The sequence below is a fragment of the Paenibacillus sp. NPDC057934 genome, from assembly GCF_042887565.1.
GTDB lineage: Bacteria > Bacillota > Bacilli > Paenibacillales > Paenibacillaceae > Paenibacillus_AQ.
In genome coordinates this window covers 520,822-537,529 of the sequence record NZ_JBHVPB010000002.1, presented here as the reverse complement: position 1 = coordinate 537,529, position 16,708 = coordinate 520,822, and the positions used below count along the sequence as shown (strand labels likewise).

The window sequence follows — 16,708 nt, the reverse complement described above, 5'->3', positions numbered from 1 at the left end:
TATTATTCTGCTAATTCTTCGTTGTCGCTATCATTATCCAAAACTGCTTCTGTATGATCGCATGAGGTACATTGCAGCTTGACCCCTTGCTTGTTGCGCTTCTCTACCATCCAGGAGTCGCAAGCAGGACAAGGCTTCAAAGACGGACGATCCCAGGAGACAAAATCACAACCCGGGTACTGATCACATCCGTAAAAGACGCGACCCTTCTTGCTACGGCGTTCTACTACTTTGCCCTCGTGGCATTTCGGACAGTTAACGCCAATATCCTTGACGATTGGCTTTGTATTCCGGCAATCCGGGAACCCCGAGCAAGCCAGAAACTTTCCGAAGCGGCCAAGTTTATACACCATTGGCTTGCCACATTTCTCACAGAGCTCATCGGAGACTTCATCTTCGATCTCAATCTCTTTCATTTCTTCTTCGGCGAACTCCAATCGCTTCTCGAAGGATTCATAGAACTCAGCCAGTACCTTCACCCAGTCCTCTGAACCTTCTTCCACATGGTCAAGATCGCCTTCCATATTGGCTGTAAATTCAACGTTCAGGATCTCCGGGAAGAATTCCTCCATCTGCTCGATGACCAGTTCACCCAGCTCTGTTGGCATGAATTTTTTCTCTTCAATGGCCACATAACCGCGCTTCTGGATCGTCTCCAGCGTTGGGGCATACGTACTTGGACGCCCTATACCGAGCTCCTCCAGCGTCTTAACGAGCCTTGCCTCCGTATAACGTGGCGGCGGCTGTGTGAAATGCTGCTTCGGATCGATGTCCTGTGTGTTCAGGTGATCTCCTGACTGAAGCGGTGGGAGGAATTTCTCCTCATCCGTCGTGCCGTCATCATTCCCTTCCACATACACTTTCATGAAGCCGGGGAAGGATACCTTGGAGCCCACAGCACGGAAAATGGCCGGTCCTGCGGCAATATCCACCGAAAGCGTATCCAGCAGGGCTGAAGACATCTGGCTGGAAACAAAACGCTCCCAGACGAGTTTATAGAGACGGAATTGATCACGGCTCATGTACTCTTTTACTGTCTCAGGTTCACGTAGAGCGGAGGTCGGACGAATCGCTTCGTGCGCATCCTGGGCTCCAGCAGCTTTCTTGGAATATTGACGCGGAGATTCTGGCACAAATTTCTCGCCGTACTTGGACAGAATCAGCTCTTTTGCTTCTTCCTGCGCCGTCGTCGAAATCCGCGTGGAGTCGGTACGCATGTACGTTATAAGACCAACAGTACCTTCTTTACCCAATTCCACACCTTCATACAGCTGTTGAGCTACCGACATTGTTTTGGCTGCCCGGAAACCAAGCTTACGAGCCGCTTCCTGCTGCAATGAACTGGTGGTAAACGGCGCAGACGGATGACGATGCCGTTCCTTTTCTTTTACCTGATTAACTGTAAAATCGGCTCCCTTGATCGCCTGAAGAACTTCCTGAACATCACTCTCTTGGTTCAGTTCTTTCTTCTCACCGTTCAGCTTATGGAACTTGGCCTCAAAGTTCGTATCGCGTATGCCAAGTTTGGCAGTAATGCTCCAATATTCCGTAGGAACAAATTCGCCGATCTCGTTCTCGCGGTCCATAATAATCTTTACAGCAACCGATTGAACCCGTCCAGCAGACAAGCCTTTTTTGACTTTCTTCCATAATAGAGGACTAATCTTGTAACCTACAAGACGGTCCAGAATTCTGCGAGCTTGCTGCGCGTTCACCAGATCCATATTGATTTTCCGTGGAGTCTTGAATGCATCCTTCACAGCCTGTTTTGTGATCTCATTAAAAACTACCCGGCAGTCCTCGGTGTGGTCCAAATCCAGCGCATGCGCCAGATGCCAGGCAATAGCTTCCCCTTCGCGGTCCGGGTCAGCTGCCAGATATACTTTTTTCACTTTTTTACGGGCATCCTTCAATTCTTTCAACACGGAGCCTTTGCCACGAATGGTAATGTACTTCGGGTTGAAGTCATTTTCGACCTCTACGCCGATCTGACTTTTAGGCAAGTCACGAACATGCCCCATGGATGCTTTAACAATATATTTACTGCCCAAATATTTGCCGATTGTCTTCGCTTTCGCGGGCGACTCGACAATGACCAATGTATCCGCCATAATACGTCCTCCTCATTAACACTAAAACCTTCTATACAAGATAGCCCCTGGGCCCAAACCTTTATACTGCGGTCTTCTTCAAAAATTGGCGGGGACCTTCGAAAATAAATAAGTTCCTTAGAAAATACAAGAAAGATTCATCATCATGATGTCCTCTTATATTTTTAAATAATCTTATAAATGGCTCCCGGTAATTGTGTTACCGCTTTTTTTATGATTAAAGATAACAGAACTGAATGCAAAAGTCCAAAATCCCACTGGCTTCTCGCTAGAAGCTCATCCAAGGTAAAGGGCCCCTGATGCAGTATATGGTATAGTTGGGACTCCTCTCTTGTCAATTTCTTTTCACCGGACTCCCCGTTGTCGACAGGTTCAACATCCCCGTTATCTCTTCTATTTACTGGAGATTGAGGAAGATAAAACTGATATTCTTCAACAATATCCGCACTGCCTGTGACAAGCTTCGCACCCTGCTTAATCAAGTCCAGCGCCCCTCTGCTTTTGGGAGATGTAAGTGGTCCTGGAACAGCAAACACATCACGTCCTGCCTCCAATGCTGCATCCGCTGTAATAAGCGAACCGCTGCGGCTGTCGGCTTCCACTACCACGGTTCCAAGTGAGAGACCTGCAATAATCCGATTACGCCTCGGGAAAAGACCCGGGTGACTTGGCGTCCCCAAAGGGTACTCAGTCAGCACCAGCCCATCTTGGGCTACAGCCCTTAGCAACTCCCGGTTCTCGGGAGGGTAGACCTTATCCATTCCCGTTGCGGTTACAGCAATCGTACTCCCGTGACCCTTCAGGGCAGCTTTATGGCAGACGCTGTCGATCCCTCTGGCAAGTCCACTGACTACCGTCAGACCGGCTGTGCTTAACTCGCTTGCCAGCATTTCACCAACCTTGATACCGTAAGCAGTAGGCACCCGGGTACCCACCATGGCAATTCCGGGGCGGGACAACAGTTCCAGTCGTCCGCGATAGTACAGCACCCAAGGGGGCTCTACCGTTTCTTTTAACATAGCTGGGTAATCTTCATCCAGTATAGTTACCAGACCAATTCCTCTTTCTTCTATTAAGGAGTGTCTCTCAGCGATCCATTCGGGTGCAAAGATGGTAGCAAGGGAAGCCGCCACTTTCCCGTTCAGTCCGATACGCTCCCAATCCTCAGGAACACAAGAAAATGCTTTTTCCGTCAATAATCCGGCAGTACAAATCTTATGAATGCTCTTCCAACCGACCCCTTGAACCTCATTCAGACCGAATAATAAATCACGTTCCTTCATTTTGCACTCTCTCCCTTTTAATGGAAGGACTGACCTCCCTATTTTGTGACACACCGCTTATAATTGCAAGTCCTCTCTGCAACCCCGAATTTGCGCAAATACGCAAAAAAGCAACCTTTCATCCCCGTAGGAACAAAAGGTTGCTTACCTCTGATCACATTATACACGAAAGAACCCTGCAGCGCAGAGCCTTTCATGTACATATTATTAACGTTAAATAAATGCTAGTGAGTGGTGAATGTACTTAAAATACCGCGTTCTTCAAGCACGCTTACCAAAGTAGAGCCCATCTCTGCCGGAGTCGGTGCCACTTTAATGCCGCAAGCTTCCAGAACAGCGATCTTCTCACTGGCTGTGCCTTTTCCGCCCGAAATAATGGCACCGGCATGACCCATCCGCTTGCCTGGAGGTGCAGTAGCCCCGCCAATAAAGCCGACTACCGGCTTAGTCATATTATCGCGAATCCAAACCGCCGCCTCTTCCTCCGCTGTACCGCCGATTTCACCGATCATGATCACCGCTTTAGTACCCGGATCTTCATTAAAGAGCTTCAATATATCAATAAACTCTGAACCTTTGACAGGATCACCACCGATACCTACGGCAGAGGATTGTCCAATTCCCCGCGTAGTCAGCTGATGAACCGCCTCATAGGTCAATGTTCCACTACGTGAGACTACGCCGACGTAGCCTGGCAAGTGAATATAGCCTGGCATAATGCCGATTTTGCATTCTCCCGGGGTAATGACGCCAGGACAGTTGGGCCCGATCAGAACTGTGGAACGGCCTTCCATATATCGCGATACCTTCACCATGTCCAGCACAGGAATGCCCTCTGTGATGCAGATTACGAGATCCAGCTCGGCATCTACGGCCTCCATGATGGAATCAGCAGCGAATGCTGGCGGTACATAAATTACACTGGCAGTCGCACCGGTAGCCGCTTTGGCTGCAACTACCGTATCAAATACCGGGAGACTGACCTCTTCCCCATTCTCCAACGTAATGTTGACCGTCGTTCCGCCTTTACCCGGCGTTACACCGCCAACCATCTGGGTTCCGTAGTCCAGTGCGCCTTTGGTATGAAACAAACCGGTCGAACCCGTAATTCCCTGCGTGATCACTTTCGTATTTTTATCTACAAGAATGCTCATTCTTCGTCACATCCCTAATCATTTTGTCAAATACGATCCACTGCGAAACCGCTCCGCAGGGCTATTATTATACGAGAGAAACAATTTTACGGGCCCCATCCGCCATCGAGTCGGCAGGCACGATATTCAGTCCCGATCCGGCCAGAATTTCCTTACCCAGTGCCACATTGGTACCTTCCAGACGAACCACCAGCGGTTTAGTCAATCCGAGCTGCTTGGCAGCTTCCACCACACCGTTGGCAATGACATCACAGCGCATGATGCCGCCGAAGATGTTGACGAATATTCCATTAACTTTAGAATCGGACAAGATAATCTTGAACGCTTCCGTAACTTTCTCAGTAGTGGCACCGCCCCCTACGTCGAGGAAGTTGGCGGGTTCTCCGCCGTAATATTTAATAATATCCATAGTAGCCATAGCCAAGCCCGCACCATTCACCATACAGCCAATATTACCATCCAGGGCAATGTAGCTAAGGTCGTATTTGGAGGCCTCGATCTCTTTCTCGTCTTCTTCCTCAAGATCGCGAAGCTCCAGAATGTCCTTGTGGCGGAACAAAGCGTTGGAATCAAAATTCAATTTGGCATCCAGTGCCATCACATTTCCGTCACCGGTGACGACCAACGGGTTGATCTCCGCGATGGAGCAATCCTTATCCACAAAAGCCAAATATAGCGCTTGCATGAACTTGACCGCTTTATTCACCAGTTCACTTGGAATGGCAATACTGTATGCAAGTTTACGGGCCTGAAAAGTCTGAAGCCCTACAGCCGGATCAATAATTTCCTTGAAAATCTTCTCGGGATTTGTAGCGGCAACTTCTTCAATCTCTGTTCCGCCCTCCTCAGAAGCCATCATTACGACGCGGCCAGTCCCGCGATCCACAACAAGTCCGATATAATATTCCTTCACAATTTGGCAGCCCTCTTCGATGAGAAGCCGTTTCACCACTTTACCTTCCGGGCCGGTCTGATGAGTGACAAGTGTCTTGCCGAGAATCTCAGCTGCATAGCTGCGAACCTCATCCAAATTCTTGGCCACCTTCACGCCGCCAGCTTTGCCGCGTCCACCTGCATGAATCTGAGCTTTCACAACTACCACCGGGGTGCTCAGTGATTCTGCGGCTGCGACCGCTTCTTCCACCGTATAAGCTACTTTTCCGTTCGGTACGGCTACGCCGTACTTCTTAAGCACTTCTTTTCCCTGATACTCGTGGATATTCATTCCGGAAGCCTCCTAAAGTGTTGCGGTGACCGAGCAGGCAGCCTGCAGTCATTCCGCTTTCCGTTTTGATTGCCGCGATGCCCGGGTTCAGGCCGGTACAACAGTTCACTTGCCCGGAGCAGGTAGAAACGGATCAACCGCCCATATGGACGGCTCGCGTTTCTGCGGGAAACATATGGCCCGAATGCAAGATATATCTTACATATAACCTATATGCCCAAAAAGGAAACCCAGAATATTGTAACACGTTTTTGAAACGCTTTCCTTAAAATAATTCATAATTTATACACACATTTTCGCTTGGTTTCATGCCGGAATGCGAACAATCATCTTGACTTCATCCCACTGTTATTTCTTGGATGCACTCGTGTTCGCACTATGAACACGCCCTAGCAGATCTTTGAACTGAACCAGAAGGTCTCCCAGTTCTTTCTCGGACATGTCTGTACCTTCCATCATTTTACTTGGAATACAAGCCGCTTCCTTCTGCAATTCCCAGCCGAGCGGCGTCAGGGAAATGAGTACCTTGCGCTCATCCTGAAGCGAACGCTCACGCAAAATAAGCCCTGCCGCCTGCAGGCGCTTCAGGAGTGGCGTCAGCGTGCCGGAGTCCAAAAACAGGGCTTCGCCTAGTTCCTTCACCGTACATTGTTCTCGTTCCCATAACACGATCATTACGAGGTATTGCGAATACGTCACGCCTATTTTGTCGAGATAAGGCTGATACAGCTTCGTTATCTCACGTGAACAGGCATAAATAGTAAAACATAGATGATTATCGAGCAAAAGCTCGGTGTTTGTTGACTTTTCTTGCATATCTCTTCACCCGCCTTATAGAACTATTTTATCATAAATCACTCTCGATATCATAATTATTGCAAAAAATAGTTTGACTATTATTTTATTTGTGTTAAATTAAATTGTGTACAATATATAAATAACGGAACGGGAGAGATTTATAATGATGACAATCCAACAAAAAATGTATGAAACTACAGTAAAAGCGGTGGGCGGAAGAAACGGCTACATCGAATCCGAAACTCCAAAGCTGAACTTGAATATCAGCACACCACGTGAATTGGGCGGAGCTGGCGGTGAAGGAACGAATCCTGAGCAGCTGTTCGCAGCGGGATATTCGGCTTGTTTCGACAGTGCGCTGAACATGGTAGCACGCCTGGGTAAAGTGAAAATCGAAGGTAGTGAAGTCACTGCAACTGTGAGCTTAGGTAAAGTTGAAGATGGAGGCTTCGGCATCGCAGTCAAACTGGATGTCCTTGTAAAAGGCGTTGACCATGACACTGCAGTTTCTCTCGTAGAAGCCGCTCATGGTGCCTGTCCTTATTCCCGCGCTACCCGCGGTAATATCGCGGTAGAATTGAACGTATTGTAAGCAACTCGAACTTATCTACCCCACCTCTTCAGAAAATATAATCTTTGCCCTCTGTTATGCAGTATTCGCCATGCGCTCGGAACGAGTGCGATAAAAAGCAAGCCACCCGGAAGACTAAAGGGGTCCGTTTTGAGGCGCAAAAGTTGTGACTGTCAAACAAATTGACGTGCCATTTGGCACGTCAATTGTTTTCTAAGGCTTAGTTATCTCCCAAAAGGAAAAACCGCCGTAATTAGGCGGTCAGTTGGACTTATCTTGTAGATTGGTTTTTATCATATATTCATTGTATGCTTCGTCAACCTTTTTCTTGCAAACCTTCTGCCATGTATCCTTGAGAGTATTAACTTCATTCTCATTGTAGGGTTCAGGTTCCATATCTCCACCAAAGCCTATCCAAGCATCGTGGCTAACTTCACCATTATCGTGAGAGTAGGCAATTTCAAACGGAGCAGGTGCATGTCCCGCAAATTGACAATCGTTTGCTAAACAATGATATCCTGGCTTCTGAGGTCCGCATTTGCAAAATGTAGGAAGAACATCCTTTTCTTCTTCATCACCGATTCCATACAAACAGTGTAGTTCTATTATTAAATGAGTAAAAGCGATTAGACTCCCCTTCTTTCATTAGTTTTTTAAAGTTATTCGTTCCTTTCAAATAAAGCAGACAAGATGGTTTTTGTATAATTAGCCCATTCAAATGTGAATGTTCCCAAATGCAATGATTTGCTTTTTTCGCCATCTTCATAGCTGAAATCTTTCCACACAACATGTTCTTCTTCGCGCTGAATTGAAACTGTAATTGCCCCACACCCCAAATCTGCACACATAGGACAAACATATATCATATAGCGCCCGCTCTCTAATTCTGATGGAGCATTTAGCAGAAGTTTATCAAATTCATTACGTTGTAATTCTTCATTTCTATGACTTAAGACAGATATAAAGTCGTAGGATTGCAAAGTGTTATACAGTGAATTTTCATCAATAGAAAAGTCAAAGAACGGGGTATTGTTTTCGCATTTTCTTATTTCACCATCAACATATCTATCTACAAACCCATGTCTTTTAGCCATCTTACATTCTAAGTTATTCATTCAAACATCCTCCAAAATTTATTTATTACCCTGCGGATGGTAGAAAATTGAATCCCTCACTACTTGAAGTATAAGATATCTTGAATTGAAAATATCTTGTTAGTCAGACCCATTCTTTGGGCTGGCGTTAGTTTTTGCTCATCGTTAGAAGAACGATATGGTAAGCAAAAGTTATAAAAAGTACGAAGAATGGTAACAGCATATTGAGGGTTAAAGTTTGAATAGATATAACTTTTCTTATCACCTCTGGCAGTAACCAAAGGTCATACCATCCTTTGTCAATAGAAGGTAGAGGATGGGCTATTTTGTTATTTCCCCACTTCCGATAAGACTTGCCATCTTCAATAACTTCTTTATGAAAAGTGTGTTTCTTCAATTGCTTTTTCAACTTTAAATAAGCAACCCTGCTGATTGAGCTATCTACGATTGAAAAAACTCTAAAAAATGAATTATAGAGTGATGCGTCATCGTCAGTAATCATTCTCCACTCTTTTGCGTCAACCATTCTTTTTATTAACCGAAGTTAAGCATATGTTGTATAGGACTAATTAACTTGTAGTCCATCAATGTACATTTTTCGTTTCTCAAACTTAGCACGTTCGTCATTGTATTCTAAGGTAGATTGAGTATCAGCTAACGTTGGTGGTTGGGGAGCAAATGGGAAACGATAAAGTTCATTCTTACGAGAAAAGTTATCTATATGATCATCTTTGTAGTAGACGGTATCTTGTTCCAATTGTTCAAGGGTACTTCTTTTGCGAAGACCGAACCATTTGCAATGGGTCAAGACAATGATTAGTGTTAATTTCAAATAGTTTACCTTTGTATGTGATTTTTACAGGCTGAAACAACAAAGTGCGGTACTTCTTTGCAAACTGCTTGAGGGAAGTAATAAGTAGTCGTTTTGACGATTATGGATTTCGTCTTCATGGATGAGAGTTTCAACTTGCACGACTTTATCATCAAACGTAGAAAGACGTTTAAGATTACGTTTGCTCATCAGAGATCACTTCACTTTCTCTGTCTGGATAGAGTTGTTTTAACATTCGTGAATTACGACGCTTAGTCTGTATCCATTGTTTGAAATCAGGATCTTCAAGGATATTGACCAAAAAGCGATCTAAAACTTCGTTTTCACTTATGCCTGTATACTCCGAATAATATTTAATGATTGCCTTTGTTCGGTCTGTAACTTGCCAATTTACATTACTACGTTCAACATGAACGGGTTTGATAAATTCCATTTTTAGATTCCTCCAATCTTTTACATATTAATATTATAACAATTTTGGCAACTAAATTGACAATAGAACTGGCATGTATTTTTTCTTTTACAATTTTTATTGAACATGAAAAATACATCGTCAAATTTGATGCCAATTTCTTTGGAGTATAACGGAAGAACATTGATACATAAAGAAAAATGACGCTCCAAACTGTTGTCAGTTTGTACGTCATTTTTAGTGTCATTTTTTTGTTTTTCACCCGAAAACGGAACCCGTTACTCGGAAGACCGGGTGGCTTTTTTACGTTTCAAAGTTCCATCTCTTCTGCTATGTTCCTTCCCCGATAAGAGCGTTAATCAAAAACTCATTGATAAAAAACCAATGCCATGTGGCTTGTATGGCGAAGTACTGATTAATGCGAATCCTGTCATAATCTCACCCACACGGATTAAGCATGGAAGCAGAACAGATACAAATTATTGAGGTAGAATTTCATACTGGAATTTGTCAAATGTACAGCGGCTTGTATGGATTCACTCCGTCCTGCTAAATTTACGAAACCTTTATACATTACCCTCGTATTAATTGGATATTAACGGCAGTAAGGAAATATTAACTTCTGATGCTACATTTATACTTTTTTAATTTATATTTTTAGGGGGTAATTAAGATTTCTAAAAAACAACTGGCTCTAGGTATTATTATTACAGCAACTTTGTTATCTGGCTGTAGCTCTTCTGACGGTAATGCACCGGATACAAGCACAAGCACAAACACAAGTTCTAAAGCAAATACAAATTCTAACACAAATAAAAAAACCGTCGCTGCAGATTCAAAAAAAGAGAAGAAACTAAATGCATATGAAAAGACCGCTCTTGAATATGTTAATGTCTTTATGAACGGAACGGATCCTGAAGCCAAGAAAGCATTCATAACTGACAATATTCACACAGAGGCCCAGCCGATATTCCAACTACTTGCAGCTAAAGAGGTCCCCGAATCTGCAAAGCTGCAAGATCCAAAAGTCCTTGATTCGCAAGATTATAAAGACAAAGAAGGCAAGAAAAACAAGATCGTTCTAATAGAAGGAACAACATCGTCCCTTCCTCACAGTGAAATAATCGTCCTGTTCGTAGACAAAAAAATCGTTTGGGTTACAAGTGCTAAGGACAAGCAAACTTTTGATGTAGTAAGGAAAGAGTTTAAGCATCCGGTTCCCGAGAACTCTTCCGTAGAAAACAGGTAAAAGCCTAGATATTGATTTCGCAATGGAATAATTAGGGTAATCTTCCTTTTCTTTCTTATTCCACCGCCGTCACCTGCCGATCCAGGTTCCGGTACTGGACCGCCTCTGCCAGATGATCGGTGGTAATATCCGGCGCTCCGGCGAGATCTGCAATCGTGCGGGAAAGCTTGATGATTCGGTCATGTGCACGCATGCTGAGTCCGAGATTCTCCAGAATATCATACAGCATTCGTGAGCTTGCCGGGTCAAGCTTGGCATACCGGCGCAAGGCAGCGCCGGATAATTCGCTGTTCCATGAGATGGGCAGTCGCTTGTAGCGCTCTGCCTGAATCACTTGGGCGGAGGCAACTTCGGCACGCATCTCGGCGGAAGACTGCACATGTCCCTGCCGTTCCCATTCTCTTGGACGCGGCACCTCCACTTGCAAATCAATACGATCGAGTAGCGGCCCTGAAATCTTTGCTCGGTAAGCTGCAATCTTGGCCGGGCTGCACGTGCATATTTGCTGCGGATTCCCGCTACCAAGGAAGCCGCAGCTGCACGGATTCATCGATGCAGCCAGCATCACACGGGCAGGAAAAGTAAAAGCCGCCCGTGCCCGGCTTATCGTGACCACCCCATCTTCTAGCGGCTGTCGCAGCACTTCAAGCACATTTCTCGAGAACTCGGGAAGTTCGTCCAGAAACAGAATTCCGCGATGAGCAAGACTGACTTCACCCGGCTTTGGCGTGCCTCCGCCGCCAATCAGGCCTGCTCCAGAGATGGTATGATGCGGGGCGCGGAACGGGCGGGTACGCAGCAGCCCGTTTCCTGCATCTTTCAGCTTTCCGGCTGCACTGAAAATTTTGGTCACTTCCAGCGCTTCCCGTTCATTCAAGGCTGGTAGAATACCTGGTAACCGCTTAATCAACATGGTTTTCCCCGTTCCAGGGGGACCCATAAGCATAATATTATGCATCCCAGCGGCTGCGATAATCAGCGCCCGTTTGACATGCTGTTGTCCCAGCACATCGCTGTAATCCTCAGCCATTTCATTCTCTGCTATTGCCACATCCTGGGAAGAGAGACTACGCGGCGTATATTTAAGATGCTCCAAAGAAAGCGCCTTTGTGGGAGCACGCTCTCTTGTAGCAGGACCATTAACTACGGTTACGGGAAAAGGGAGCTCTGCTTGGGAATTATCTCCTCTGGAATGAATCTTACTACTTTTAATTTGGAAACTTTCTCCTGTATCCGATTCAGTGATTTCTCGCAAATGGTCAGCAGCATAGATAGTCATTCCACTGATCAGCGCGGCTTCTGCGGCGTTAACCCGGGACAGTAGTACGGACCGAAAACCGGCACTACGCGCCGCCTCAACCATAGGCAGCACGCCATTCACTGGTCTTATGCTGCCATCAAGTGCAAGTTCGCCAAGCAGCAGCATTTCTGATGCTGCGGGCATGACAAGTTGACCACTGGTAGTCAGTATGCCGACTGCAATTGCTAGATCAAAGGCTGAACCTTCTTTACGTAGATCCGCCGGAGCCAGATTAATGGTGATCCGCTGCTGTGGATAGCGGTACCCGCAATTTTTGACGGCAGCACGAACTCGTTCCACAGCTTCGCGAATTGCTGAATCAGGTAATCCAATGATGGCCGTTTGGGGCAACCCGTCCGAAATATCGATCTCCACACCGATCATGATGCCTTCTATTCCATACAAACAAGCACTGTACATCTTTCCGTACATAACTAAAAACACCTCTCCTCTTGAAATATGCCCTGAACAGGCACTATCCTCTCAAGAAAATAGGTGCTTCCTAATTTTCCGGTAAATCCTATGTTTTTCATGGTTAAGTTTCATTATAAATTCAAAAGCAGTCCTTAAGCAATCTGCTTACGAGCAGTGTCTTCATTCAATATTCTTCACACACATGTATAAAGACTCACGTTTGCATAAATATGCAATCCATCTCGTCTTTATCCTTCTTCGCTAACCACAACAGAATCCCTAATCTGTTCAAAGGAAAGCGGGAGATAATCCCAATGTTCTACACATATATTGAAATGATTTTTCCCTTCATATTTCTGCCCATGAATATGACCGTGCACATTTACGTAAGGCATATGTTTATTCATGTACATCGGTTCATGGGAAAGAAAAAAGAAGTCCTTGTAGATGATCGGGTATTCGCTAACTTCATGGAATCCCGTCTCCAACCACCATTCGCGGCTTCTTCCACGGTCATGATTACCTAAAATGAGGGTTTTGTAACCGTTCAGCTGAGCAACAATGCTACTGGTGTCCTCTTTGTTAAGAAAAGAAAAGTCTCCCAGATGAAACACCTTGTCCTCTGGACCGACGACAGTATTCCAACTTGCGATCATACTTTCATTCATTTGGGTGACATCGGCAAACGGCCGGGACTCAAAATCAATAATCAACTTATGACCAAAATGATGATCGGAGGTAAAAAATACTTTTGCCATCATCCATCCTCTTTCCTGAATAAATATAGGTTCAGCTGGTTATTTTCCGAAATCCCGCCTGTTCATCCGGTCTTGCATATCCATCTGAATTAATTCTTCCAAAGGAGGTACACTTTCATTCTCGATCAGCCAGCACCTCATTTCCTTAATGGCTTCTACTTTTCCGTTCCCCTTATCCCGCCAGGTCAGCAATTCCATAACTCTTATAATCAGTGCCAAAAGACTGTTATTACTGCTCTGGGTCTTCTCGGCGCGTATTTTCTGAAACAGGGCCTCGTTCTCCCAATCAATCAGTATCTCTTCGGAAATGGCCGGCCGCATGACGGTAAAAGTCTTGCTGCACTGGCTGCAACAAATCATTGACATGGGCTCAGCACCCAATTTGGCTTCAAGCTTCTGTCCGCAATGCTGGCATGCAAAATTCACCTGTATCTCTAGTGGCTGGTTCTTCAATGGGAAGCCCTCCTCGTGGTGCTATTGAAAAGTTACACTAATGTTTACCCATATCTTTTCACAAATGACCCACCTGTACTGAGGCTCTGGAAGGGCTTCTTGAGGTAACCAGGAAACAAAACTTGTTAAAACGCCCCTCGGATATGGGTCATGGAAGCTACGCTTAGATCTTCCTGCAACCAAACGGCGATCACGTCAAACAAGATCCGTCGTTCTTCCTGACCTGTCATATGCAGATAAATTAGCGCCATATTGCGTACCTGTTGGATCTTGCGAGCATTAACCGATTCTTCTGGCGTGCCCTGCCGCAGCGTTCCACTTCGGCTTCTGACCTCTACAAATACCAGGTTACCCTCGTGCTCTGCTATGATGTCTATTTCACCGCTTCGGCAGCGCCAATTGCGCTGAACAATGATATATCCTCGGGAAGACAAGTAATATACCGCTGCCTCCTCGGCAGCAGCACCCTTTTGCTTGCGGTTATACGGTATTCCTGAAGCACCGCTCTCCATTACAGATCCAGCTCCGATGCAGCCCGGTCACTCTGGTAGACAAAGCTTAATATCTCCGCCACCAGCTGATACAGTTCGGGCGGAATCTGCTGATCCAAATCCAGCTTGGAGAGTACCTCAACCAGCGCCGCATCCTCCTGGATAACCACACCGCTCTCCTTGGCCTTCTGAAGAATGATATCCGCAACAACGCCCTGTCCCTTGGCAACCACGACTGGAGCCTCGGCCTGATCAGGGGAATATTTCAGCGCAACTGCCTTTTTAAAATTTTGCCGGATTTCATTCTCGGGCTCATTCATATACGGTAATCTACTCCTTTGTACGAATCCGGGACATAGTCAGCCAGCTTGCTACCACTATCTGAATGGTCAGTCAAGCTCTTCTCGGGTAACGGCTCTGTTCTTAAAGACAATAACTGATAGCCTATCGACTCCACAGCCGCCCCGATGTCATCACGCCGCTGCTCCAACAATTCGAGCACCGCTGGGTGGTTGTTGTGCATCTTCAAGCTGACAATACGATTCACCACCTGCACATCCACCAGGGTCTGCCCGAGCTGCTTCATATCCAGATCGAACCAGAGCCGGCAATTCGCTGCATCCAGTTCTCCCTTGCGTCCCCGCCGGGATTGAATATGCACAGAGGCCGTCTCTTGCCCGTCCTGTCCATGAAGAGGCAGGAACAGGGTCACCTGGGCAAAAGGAGCCGTGCGGTCTGTATTCAGCAGCAGCTGTTGCCCGGTCAGCTGCTGAACTAACTGGCCCGCGGCTTCCTTGACCGCGGGCGGGACCTCGCTGCTGCCCATTACTTGCAGCAGCACGCCCTTGAGCGTCTCGGCGCCGTCATGCCCGGCGCCGGACGCCCCGCCCAGCGCCTGCGGCAGCTGGGCCTCACGCCCTCCCGCGGCCAGTGGCACGGCCGCGGGCCGCACCTCCGCGGCGGCTGCGCCGCTGCCGCGGACGGCCTGCTGCTCGTGCTCCGCACCGAGCAGCTTCAGCACCCGCCCCACCCACGATTCACTGTCGTGGGCCGGGGCGGTGCCTGGCTGCGGCGTCACTGCCGCAGCATGCCGTTCCCCGCGCGGCGCCGCCTGCGCGGGTTCCTGCCCCGCCGCAGCCGGAGGCGGGGTTGTCTGCCCCAGCGGCGCATCGGCCGCAGGGGCCTGGGGCCCGCCCGCCGCGCCAGCGGGCGGGGCAGCCGTGAGCTGCGGCAGTGTGCTGCGCAGCTCGGAGAGCACGCCCTGCAGCTTCGCGAGCAGGGCAGTGCCGGACGGCTCTGCCGGTCCGGCTGTCAGCTTGCCTGCTGCAGATTCAGCAGGCCCACCGTTTGCGCCGCTAGTTCTCGCGGCGCTATTCGGTGCCGCCTCTTCTTCGGCGGCACTAACTCCCGCAAGCGCAGCGCCAGTAGAAGTCGCGGCTACCGATGCTTTTGGCGTTGATCCTTCATTTCCTCTAGCAACATTAACCCCCTGGCTCTCCTCTTCGCCATCCACTGTGGCAGCACCCGCCAATACAGACGCTTGATCCACATCCACCTGTACAGTTCCTCCGCTACTACCGGGATTGACGCTGCCATTCACCGGCACAGAACTGCCAGCGGAAGTTCCGGCGTTACTTGTACCCGCTGGATTCAGTCTGGCTCCAGTCGTTCCCGAAGTGCCCGGGTTAGCGACACTTTCAGCATTAGCGGGAGTACCCATTGTTCCGATCGGTCCATTTGCTTTGCCAGCCCCATTGTCTGCAACCGGCATGGCGGCTGCTCCCACATTTTTACCTTGGAAAGCCCCTCCCTCCAACTGAGGGTTGCTAACGGGTGCTGGGGTAGTATTCATACCATTCGCAGACCCTGAGTTTGGCGAAGTCGCCGGTCCCTTGCCGTCCGGTCCCGCTTTGCCAGCCCCCTGTTCCGCCCAAAGGTTCAATTGTTCCTCAAGCGTTGACAACAACTCGTGTAATGGAGGACCAAACACAGCCTGCTGCAGCCCCCTCACACTTTCAGGTGTTACCGGCAGTCCTCTTTTTACTGAGATAACCGCTGCTTCCAGCCACTGCTCTGCTGGGACACCGGGAGGCTTGGCATTCATGATCATATTCAGCTTTGCAGCCGTTTCCTTCGTCAATGCCAGACCTCCAGATTGCATCGCCAGCACAATCTCCCGTCCAGCCTTTGCGTCCGTTAATCCAAGCGATTCCAATGCTTCACCCATACTCTGCGGGACAGTCATTTGCCCAGGGGAGACCGGCTTTAGAACCGGCAATCCATTTTCTCCAGGAGGAGCCACTTGCAGATTCAATGTCTGCCCCGGTTGTAGCGGTGTCTCAAGCTCCGCCCGGACAGGGGCACCCTGAATTTGCACCACGGCCTCTTTTCCCGTATCGGATACGCTTAGAACCACACCGCGAACAACCTGACCTTCCTTTAATTCCACAGACTTGGGCTCACCCGGCTTGCTGTCACCAAGTAGCCCACGGATCAGTGAACCGATATTCATCTCTTGCCCTCCTCCAGTTGTTCTTTTACATATATATCGGAAAAAATCATT

The 16,708-nt window shown here is 47.6% G+C and carries 17 protein-coding genes; 2 read left to right on the top strand and 15 right to left on the bottom strand.

The window, feature by feature from the left end; all coding sequences use genetic code 11:
- Positions 1-2: 2 nt before the first annotated feature.
- From topA to ACFVRY_RS06985, 5 genes are all read right to left on the bottom strand, one after another.
- A complete protein-coding gene (gene topA / locus ACFVRY_RS07005; protein WP_387498660.1) occupies positions 3-2,111 on the bottom strand; it encodes a type I DNA topoisomerase in 2,109 nt (702 codons plus the stop codon).
- Between the two features lie 164 nt (positions 2,112-2,275).
- Positions 2,276-3,394 (bottom strand): DNA-processing protein DprA, encoded by a 1,119-nt coding sequence (dprA, locus tag ACFVRY_RS07000; protein WP_387498658.1) that lies wholly within the window; start codon positions 3,392-3,394, stop codon positions 2,276-2,278.
- Between the two features lie 224 nt (positions 3,395-3,618).
- On the bottom strand, positions 3,619-4,548 hold the full coding sequence (gene sucD, locus ACFVRY_RS06995; RefSeq protein WP_066362194.1) for a succinate--CoA ligase subunit alpha: 930 nt from the start codon (positions 4,546-4,548) through the stop codon (positions 3,619-3,621).
- A 67-nt stretch (positions 4,549-4,615) separates the two neighbouring features.
- Positions 4,616-5,773, bottom strand: a complete 1,158-nt coding sequence (sucC, locus tag ACFVRY_RS06990) for an ADP-forming succinate--CoA ligase subunit beta (RefSeq protein ID WP_387498656.1) — start codon at positions 5,771-5,773, stop codon at positions 4,616-4,618.
- A 348-nt stretch (positions 5,774-6,121) separates the two neighbouring features.
- On the bottom strand, positions 6,122-6,589 hold the full coding sequence (locus ACFVRY_RS06985; protein WP_387498654.1) for a MarR family winged helix-turn-helix transcriptional regulator: 468 nt from the start codon (positions 6,587-6,589) through the stop codon (positions 6,122-6,124).
- Between the two features lie 145 nt (positions 6,590-6,734).
- Between ACFVRY_RS06985 and ACFVRY_RS06980 the strand changes: the two genes are divergently transcribed.
- A complete protein-coding gene (locus tag ACFVRY_RS06980; protein ID WP_066362203.1) occupies positions 6,735-7,163 on the top strand; it encodes an organic hydroperoxide resistance protein in 429 nt (142 codons plus the stop codon).
- 240 nt (positions 7,164-7,403) lie between these two features.
- Here the strand turns inward: ACFVRY_RS06980 and ACFVRY_RS06975 are convergent, their stop codons facing one another.
- The 4 genes from ACFVRY_RS06975 to ACFVRY_RS06960 all read right to left on the bottom strand — a co-directional run bounded on the left by ACFVRY_RS06975 (position 7,404) and on the right by ACFVRY_RS06960 (position 9,501).
- Entirely contained in the window at positions 7,404-7,733 is a 330-nt protein-coding gene (locus ACFVRY_RS06975) for a hypothetical protein (protein ID WP_387498652.1), read from the bottom strand.
- A 68-nt stretch (positions 7,734-7,801) separates the two neighbouring features.
- On the bottom strand, positions 7,802-8,257 hold the full coding sequence (locus tag ACFVRY_RS06970; protein WP_387498650.1) for an oxidoreductase: 456 nt from the start codon (positions 8,255-8,257) through the stop codon (positions 7,802-7,804).
- A gap of 127 nt (positions 8,258-8,384) precedes the next feature.
- A complete protein-coding gene (locus ACFVRY_RS06965; protein ID WP_387498648.1) occupies positions 8,385-8,738 on the bottom strand; it encodes a hypothetical protein in 354 nt (117 codons plus the stop codon).
- 505 nt (positions 8,739-9,243) lie between these two features.
- The gene (locus ACFVRY_RS06960) at positions 9,244-9,501 is read right to left on the bottom strand and encodes a hypothetical protein (protein ID WP_387498646.1); all 258 of its coding nucleotides are present in this window, start codon (positions 9,499-9,501) and stop codon (positions 9,244-9,246) included.
- Positions 9,502-10,198: 697 nt separating this feature from the next.
- Here ACFVRY_RS06960 and ACFVRY_RS06955 point away from each other — a divergent pair.
- Entirely contained in the window at positions 10,199-10,729 is a 531-nt protein-coding gene (locus ACFVRY_RS06955) for a hypothetical protein (RefSeq protein WP_387498644.1), read from the top strand.
- 55 nt (positions 10,730-10,784) lie between these two features.
- Here ACFVRY_RS06955 and ACFVRY_RS06950 read toward each other — a convergent pair whose 3' ends face one another.
- The 6 genes from ACFVRY_RS06950 to ACFVRY_RS06925 form a co-directional block, all read right to left on the bottom strand.
- Positions 10,785-12,461, bottom strand: a complete 1,677-nt coding sequence (locus tag ACFVRY_RS06950) for a YifB family Mg chelatase-like AAA ATPase (protein ID WP_387498642.1) — start codon at positions 12,459-12,461, stop codon at positions 10,785-10,787.
- Between the two features lie 230 nt (positions 12,462-12,691).
- Positions 12,692-13,201 carry a phosphoesterase gene (locus tag ACFVRY_RS06945; protein ID WP_387498640.1) on the bottom strand — a complete coding sequence of 170 codons (510 nt, stop codon included), beginning with the start codon at positions 13,199-13,201 and terminating at the stop codon, positions 12,692-12,694.
- Between the two features lie 39 nt (positions 13,202-13,240).
- On the bottom strand, positions 13,241-13,654 hold the full coding sequence (locus tag ACFVRY_RS06940; RefSeq protein ID WP_387498638.1) for a hypothetical protein: 414 nt from the start codon (positions 13,652-13,654) through the stop codon (positions 13,241-13,243).
- A gap of 125 nt (positions 13,655-13,779) precedes the next feature.
- Positions 13,780-14,166 carry a YraN family protein gene (locus ACFVRY_RS06935; protein ID WP_387498636.1) on the bottom strand — a complete coding sequence of 129 codons (387 nt, stop codon included), beginning with the start codon at positions 14,164-14,166 and terminating at the stop codon, positions 13,780-13,782.
- Positions 14,166-14,465, bottom strand: a complete 300-nt coding sequence (locus tag ACFVRY_RS06930; RefSeq protein WP_066362218.1) for an EscU/YscU/HrcU family type III secretion system export apparatus switch protein — start codon at positions 14,463-14,465, stop codon at positions 14,166-14,168. The genes ACFVRY_RS06935 and ACFVRY_RS06930 overlap by 1 nt, the downstream gene beginning before the upstream one ends.
- Positions 14,462-16,657: a DNA ligase gene (locus ACFVRY_RS06925; protein ID WP_387498634.1), complete on the bottom strand. Its 2,196-nt coding sequence runs from the start codon at positions 16,655-16,657 to the stop codon at positions 14,462-14,464. Before ACFVRY_RS06925 ends, ACFVRY_RS06930 begins: the two co-directional genes overlap by 4 nt.
- Positions 16,658-16,708: the final 51 nt, after the last annotated feature.

Bases quoted from the DNA above. Each gene is read 5' to 3' on its own strand.
- topA (WP_387498660.1), bottom strand. From the start codon at position 2,111: ATGGCGGATACATTGGTCATTGTCGAGTCGCCCGCGAAAGCGAAGACA.
- dprA (WP_387498658.1), bottom strand. From the start codon at position 3,394: ATGAAGGAACGTGATTTATTATTCGGTCTGAATGAGGTTCAAGGGGTC.
- sucD (WP_066362194.1), bottom strand. From the start codon at position 4,548: ATGAGCATTCTTGTAGATAAAAATACGAAAGTGATCACGCAGGGAATT.
- sucC (WP_387498656.1), bottom strand. From the start codon at position 5,773: ATGAATATCCACGAGTATCAGGGAAAAGAAGTGCTTAAGAAGTACGGC.
- ACFVRY_RS06985 (WP_387498654.1), bottom strand. From the start codon at position 6,589: ATGCAAGAAAAGTCAACAAACACCGAGCTTTTGCTCGATAATCATCTA.
- ACFVRY_RS06980 (WP_066362203.1), top strand. From the start codon at position 6,735: ATGATGACAATCCAACAAAAAATGTATGAAACTACAGTAAAAGCGGTG.
- ACFVRY_RS06970 (WP_387498650.1), bottom strand. From the start codon at position 8,257: ATGAATAACTTAGAATGTAAGATGGCTAAAAGACATGGGTTTGTAGAT.
- ACFVRY_RS06965 (WP_387498648.1), bottom strand. From the start codon at position 8,738: ATGATTACTGACGATGACGCATCACTCTATAATTCATTTTTTAGAGTT.
- ACFVRY_RS06960 (WP_387498646.1), bottom strand. From the start codon at position 9,501: ATGGAATTTATCAAACCCGTTCATGTTGAACGTAGTAATGTAAATTGG.
- ACFVRY_RS06950 (WP_387498642.1), bottom strand. From the start codon at position 12,461: ATGTACGGAAAGATGTACAGTGCTTGTTTGTATGGAATAGAAGGCATC.
- ACFVRY_RS06945 (WP_387498640.1), bottom strand. From the start codon at position 13,201: ATGGCAAAAGTATTTTTTACCTCCGATCATCATTTTGGTCATAAGTTG.
- ACFVRY_RS06935 (WP_387498636.1), bottom strand. From the start codon at position 14,166: ATGGAGAGCGGTGCTTCAGGAATACCGTATAACCGCAAGCAAAAGGGT.
- ACFVRY_RS06930 (WP_066362218.1), bottom strand. From the start codon at position 14,465: ATGAATGAGCCCGAGAATGAAATCCGGCAAAATTTTAAAAAGGCAGTT.
- ACFVRY_RS06925 (WP_387498634.1), bottom strand. From the start codon at position 16,657: ATGAATATCGGTTCACTGATCCGTGGGCTACTTGGTGACAGCAAGCCG.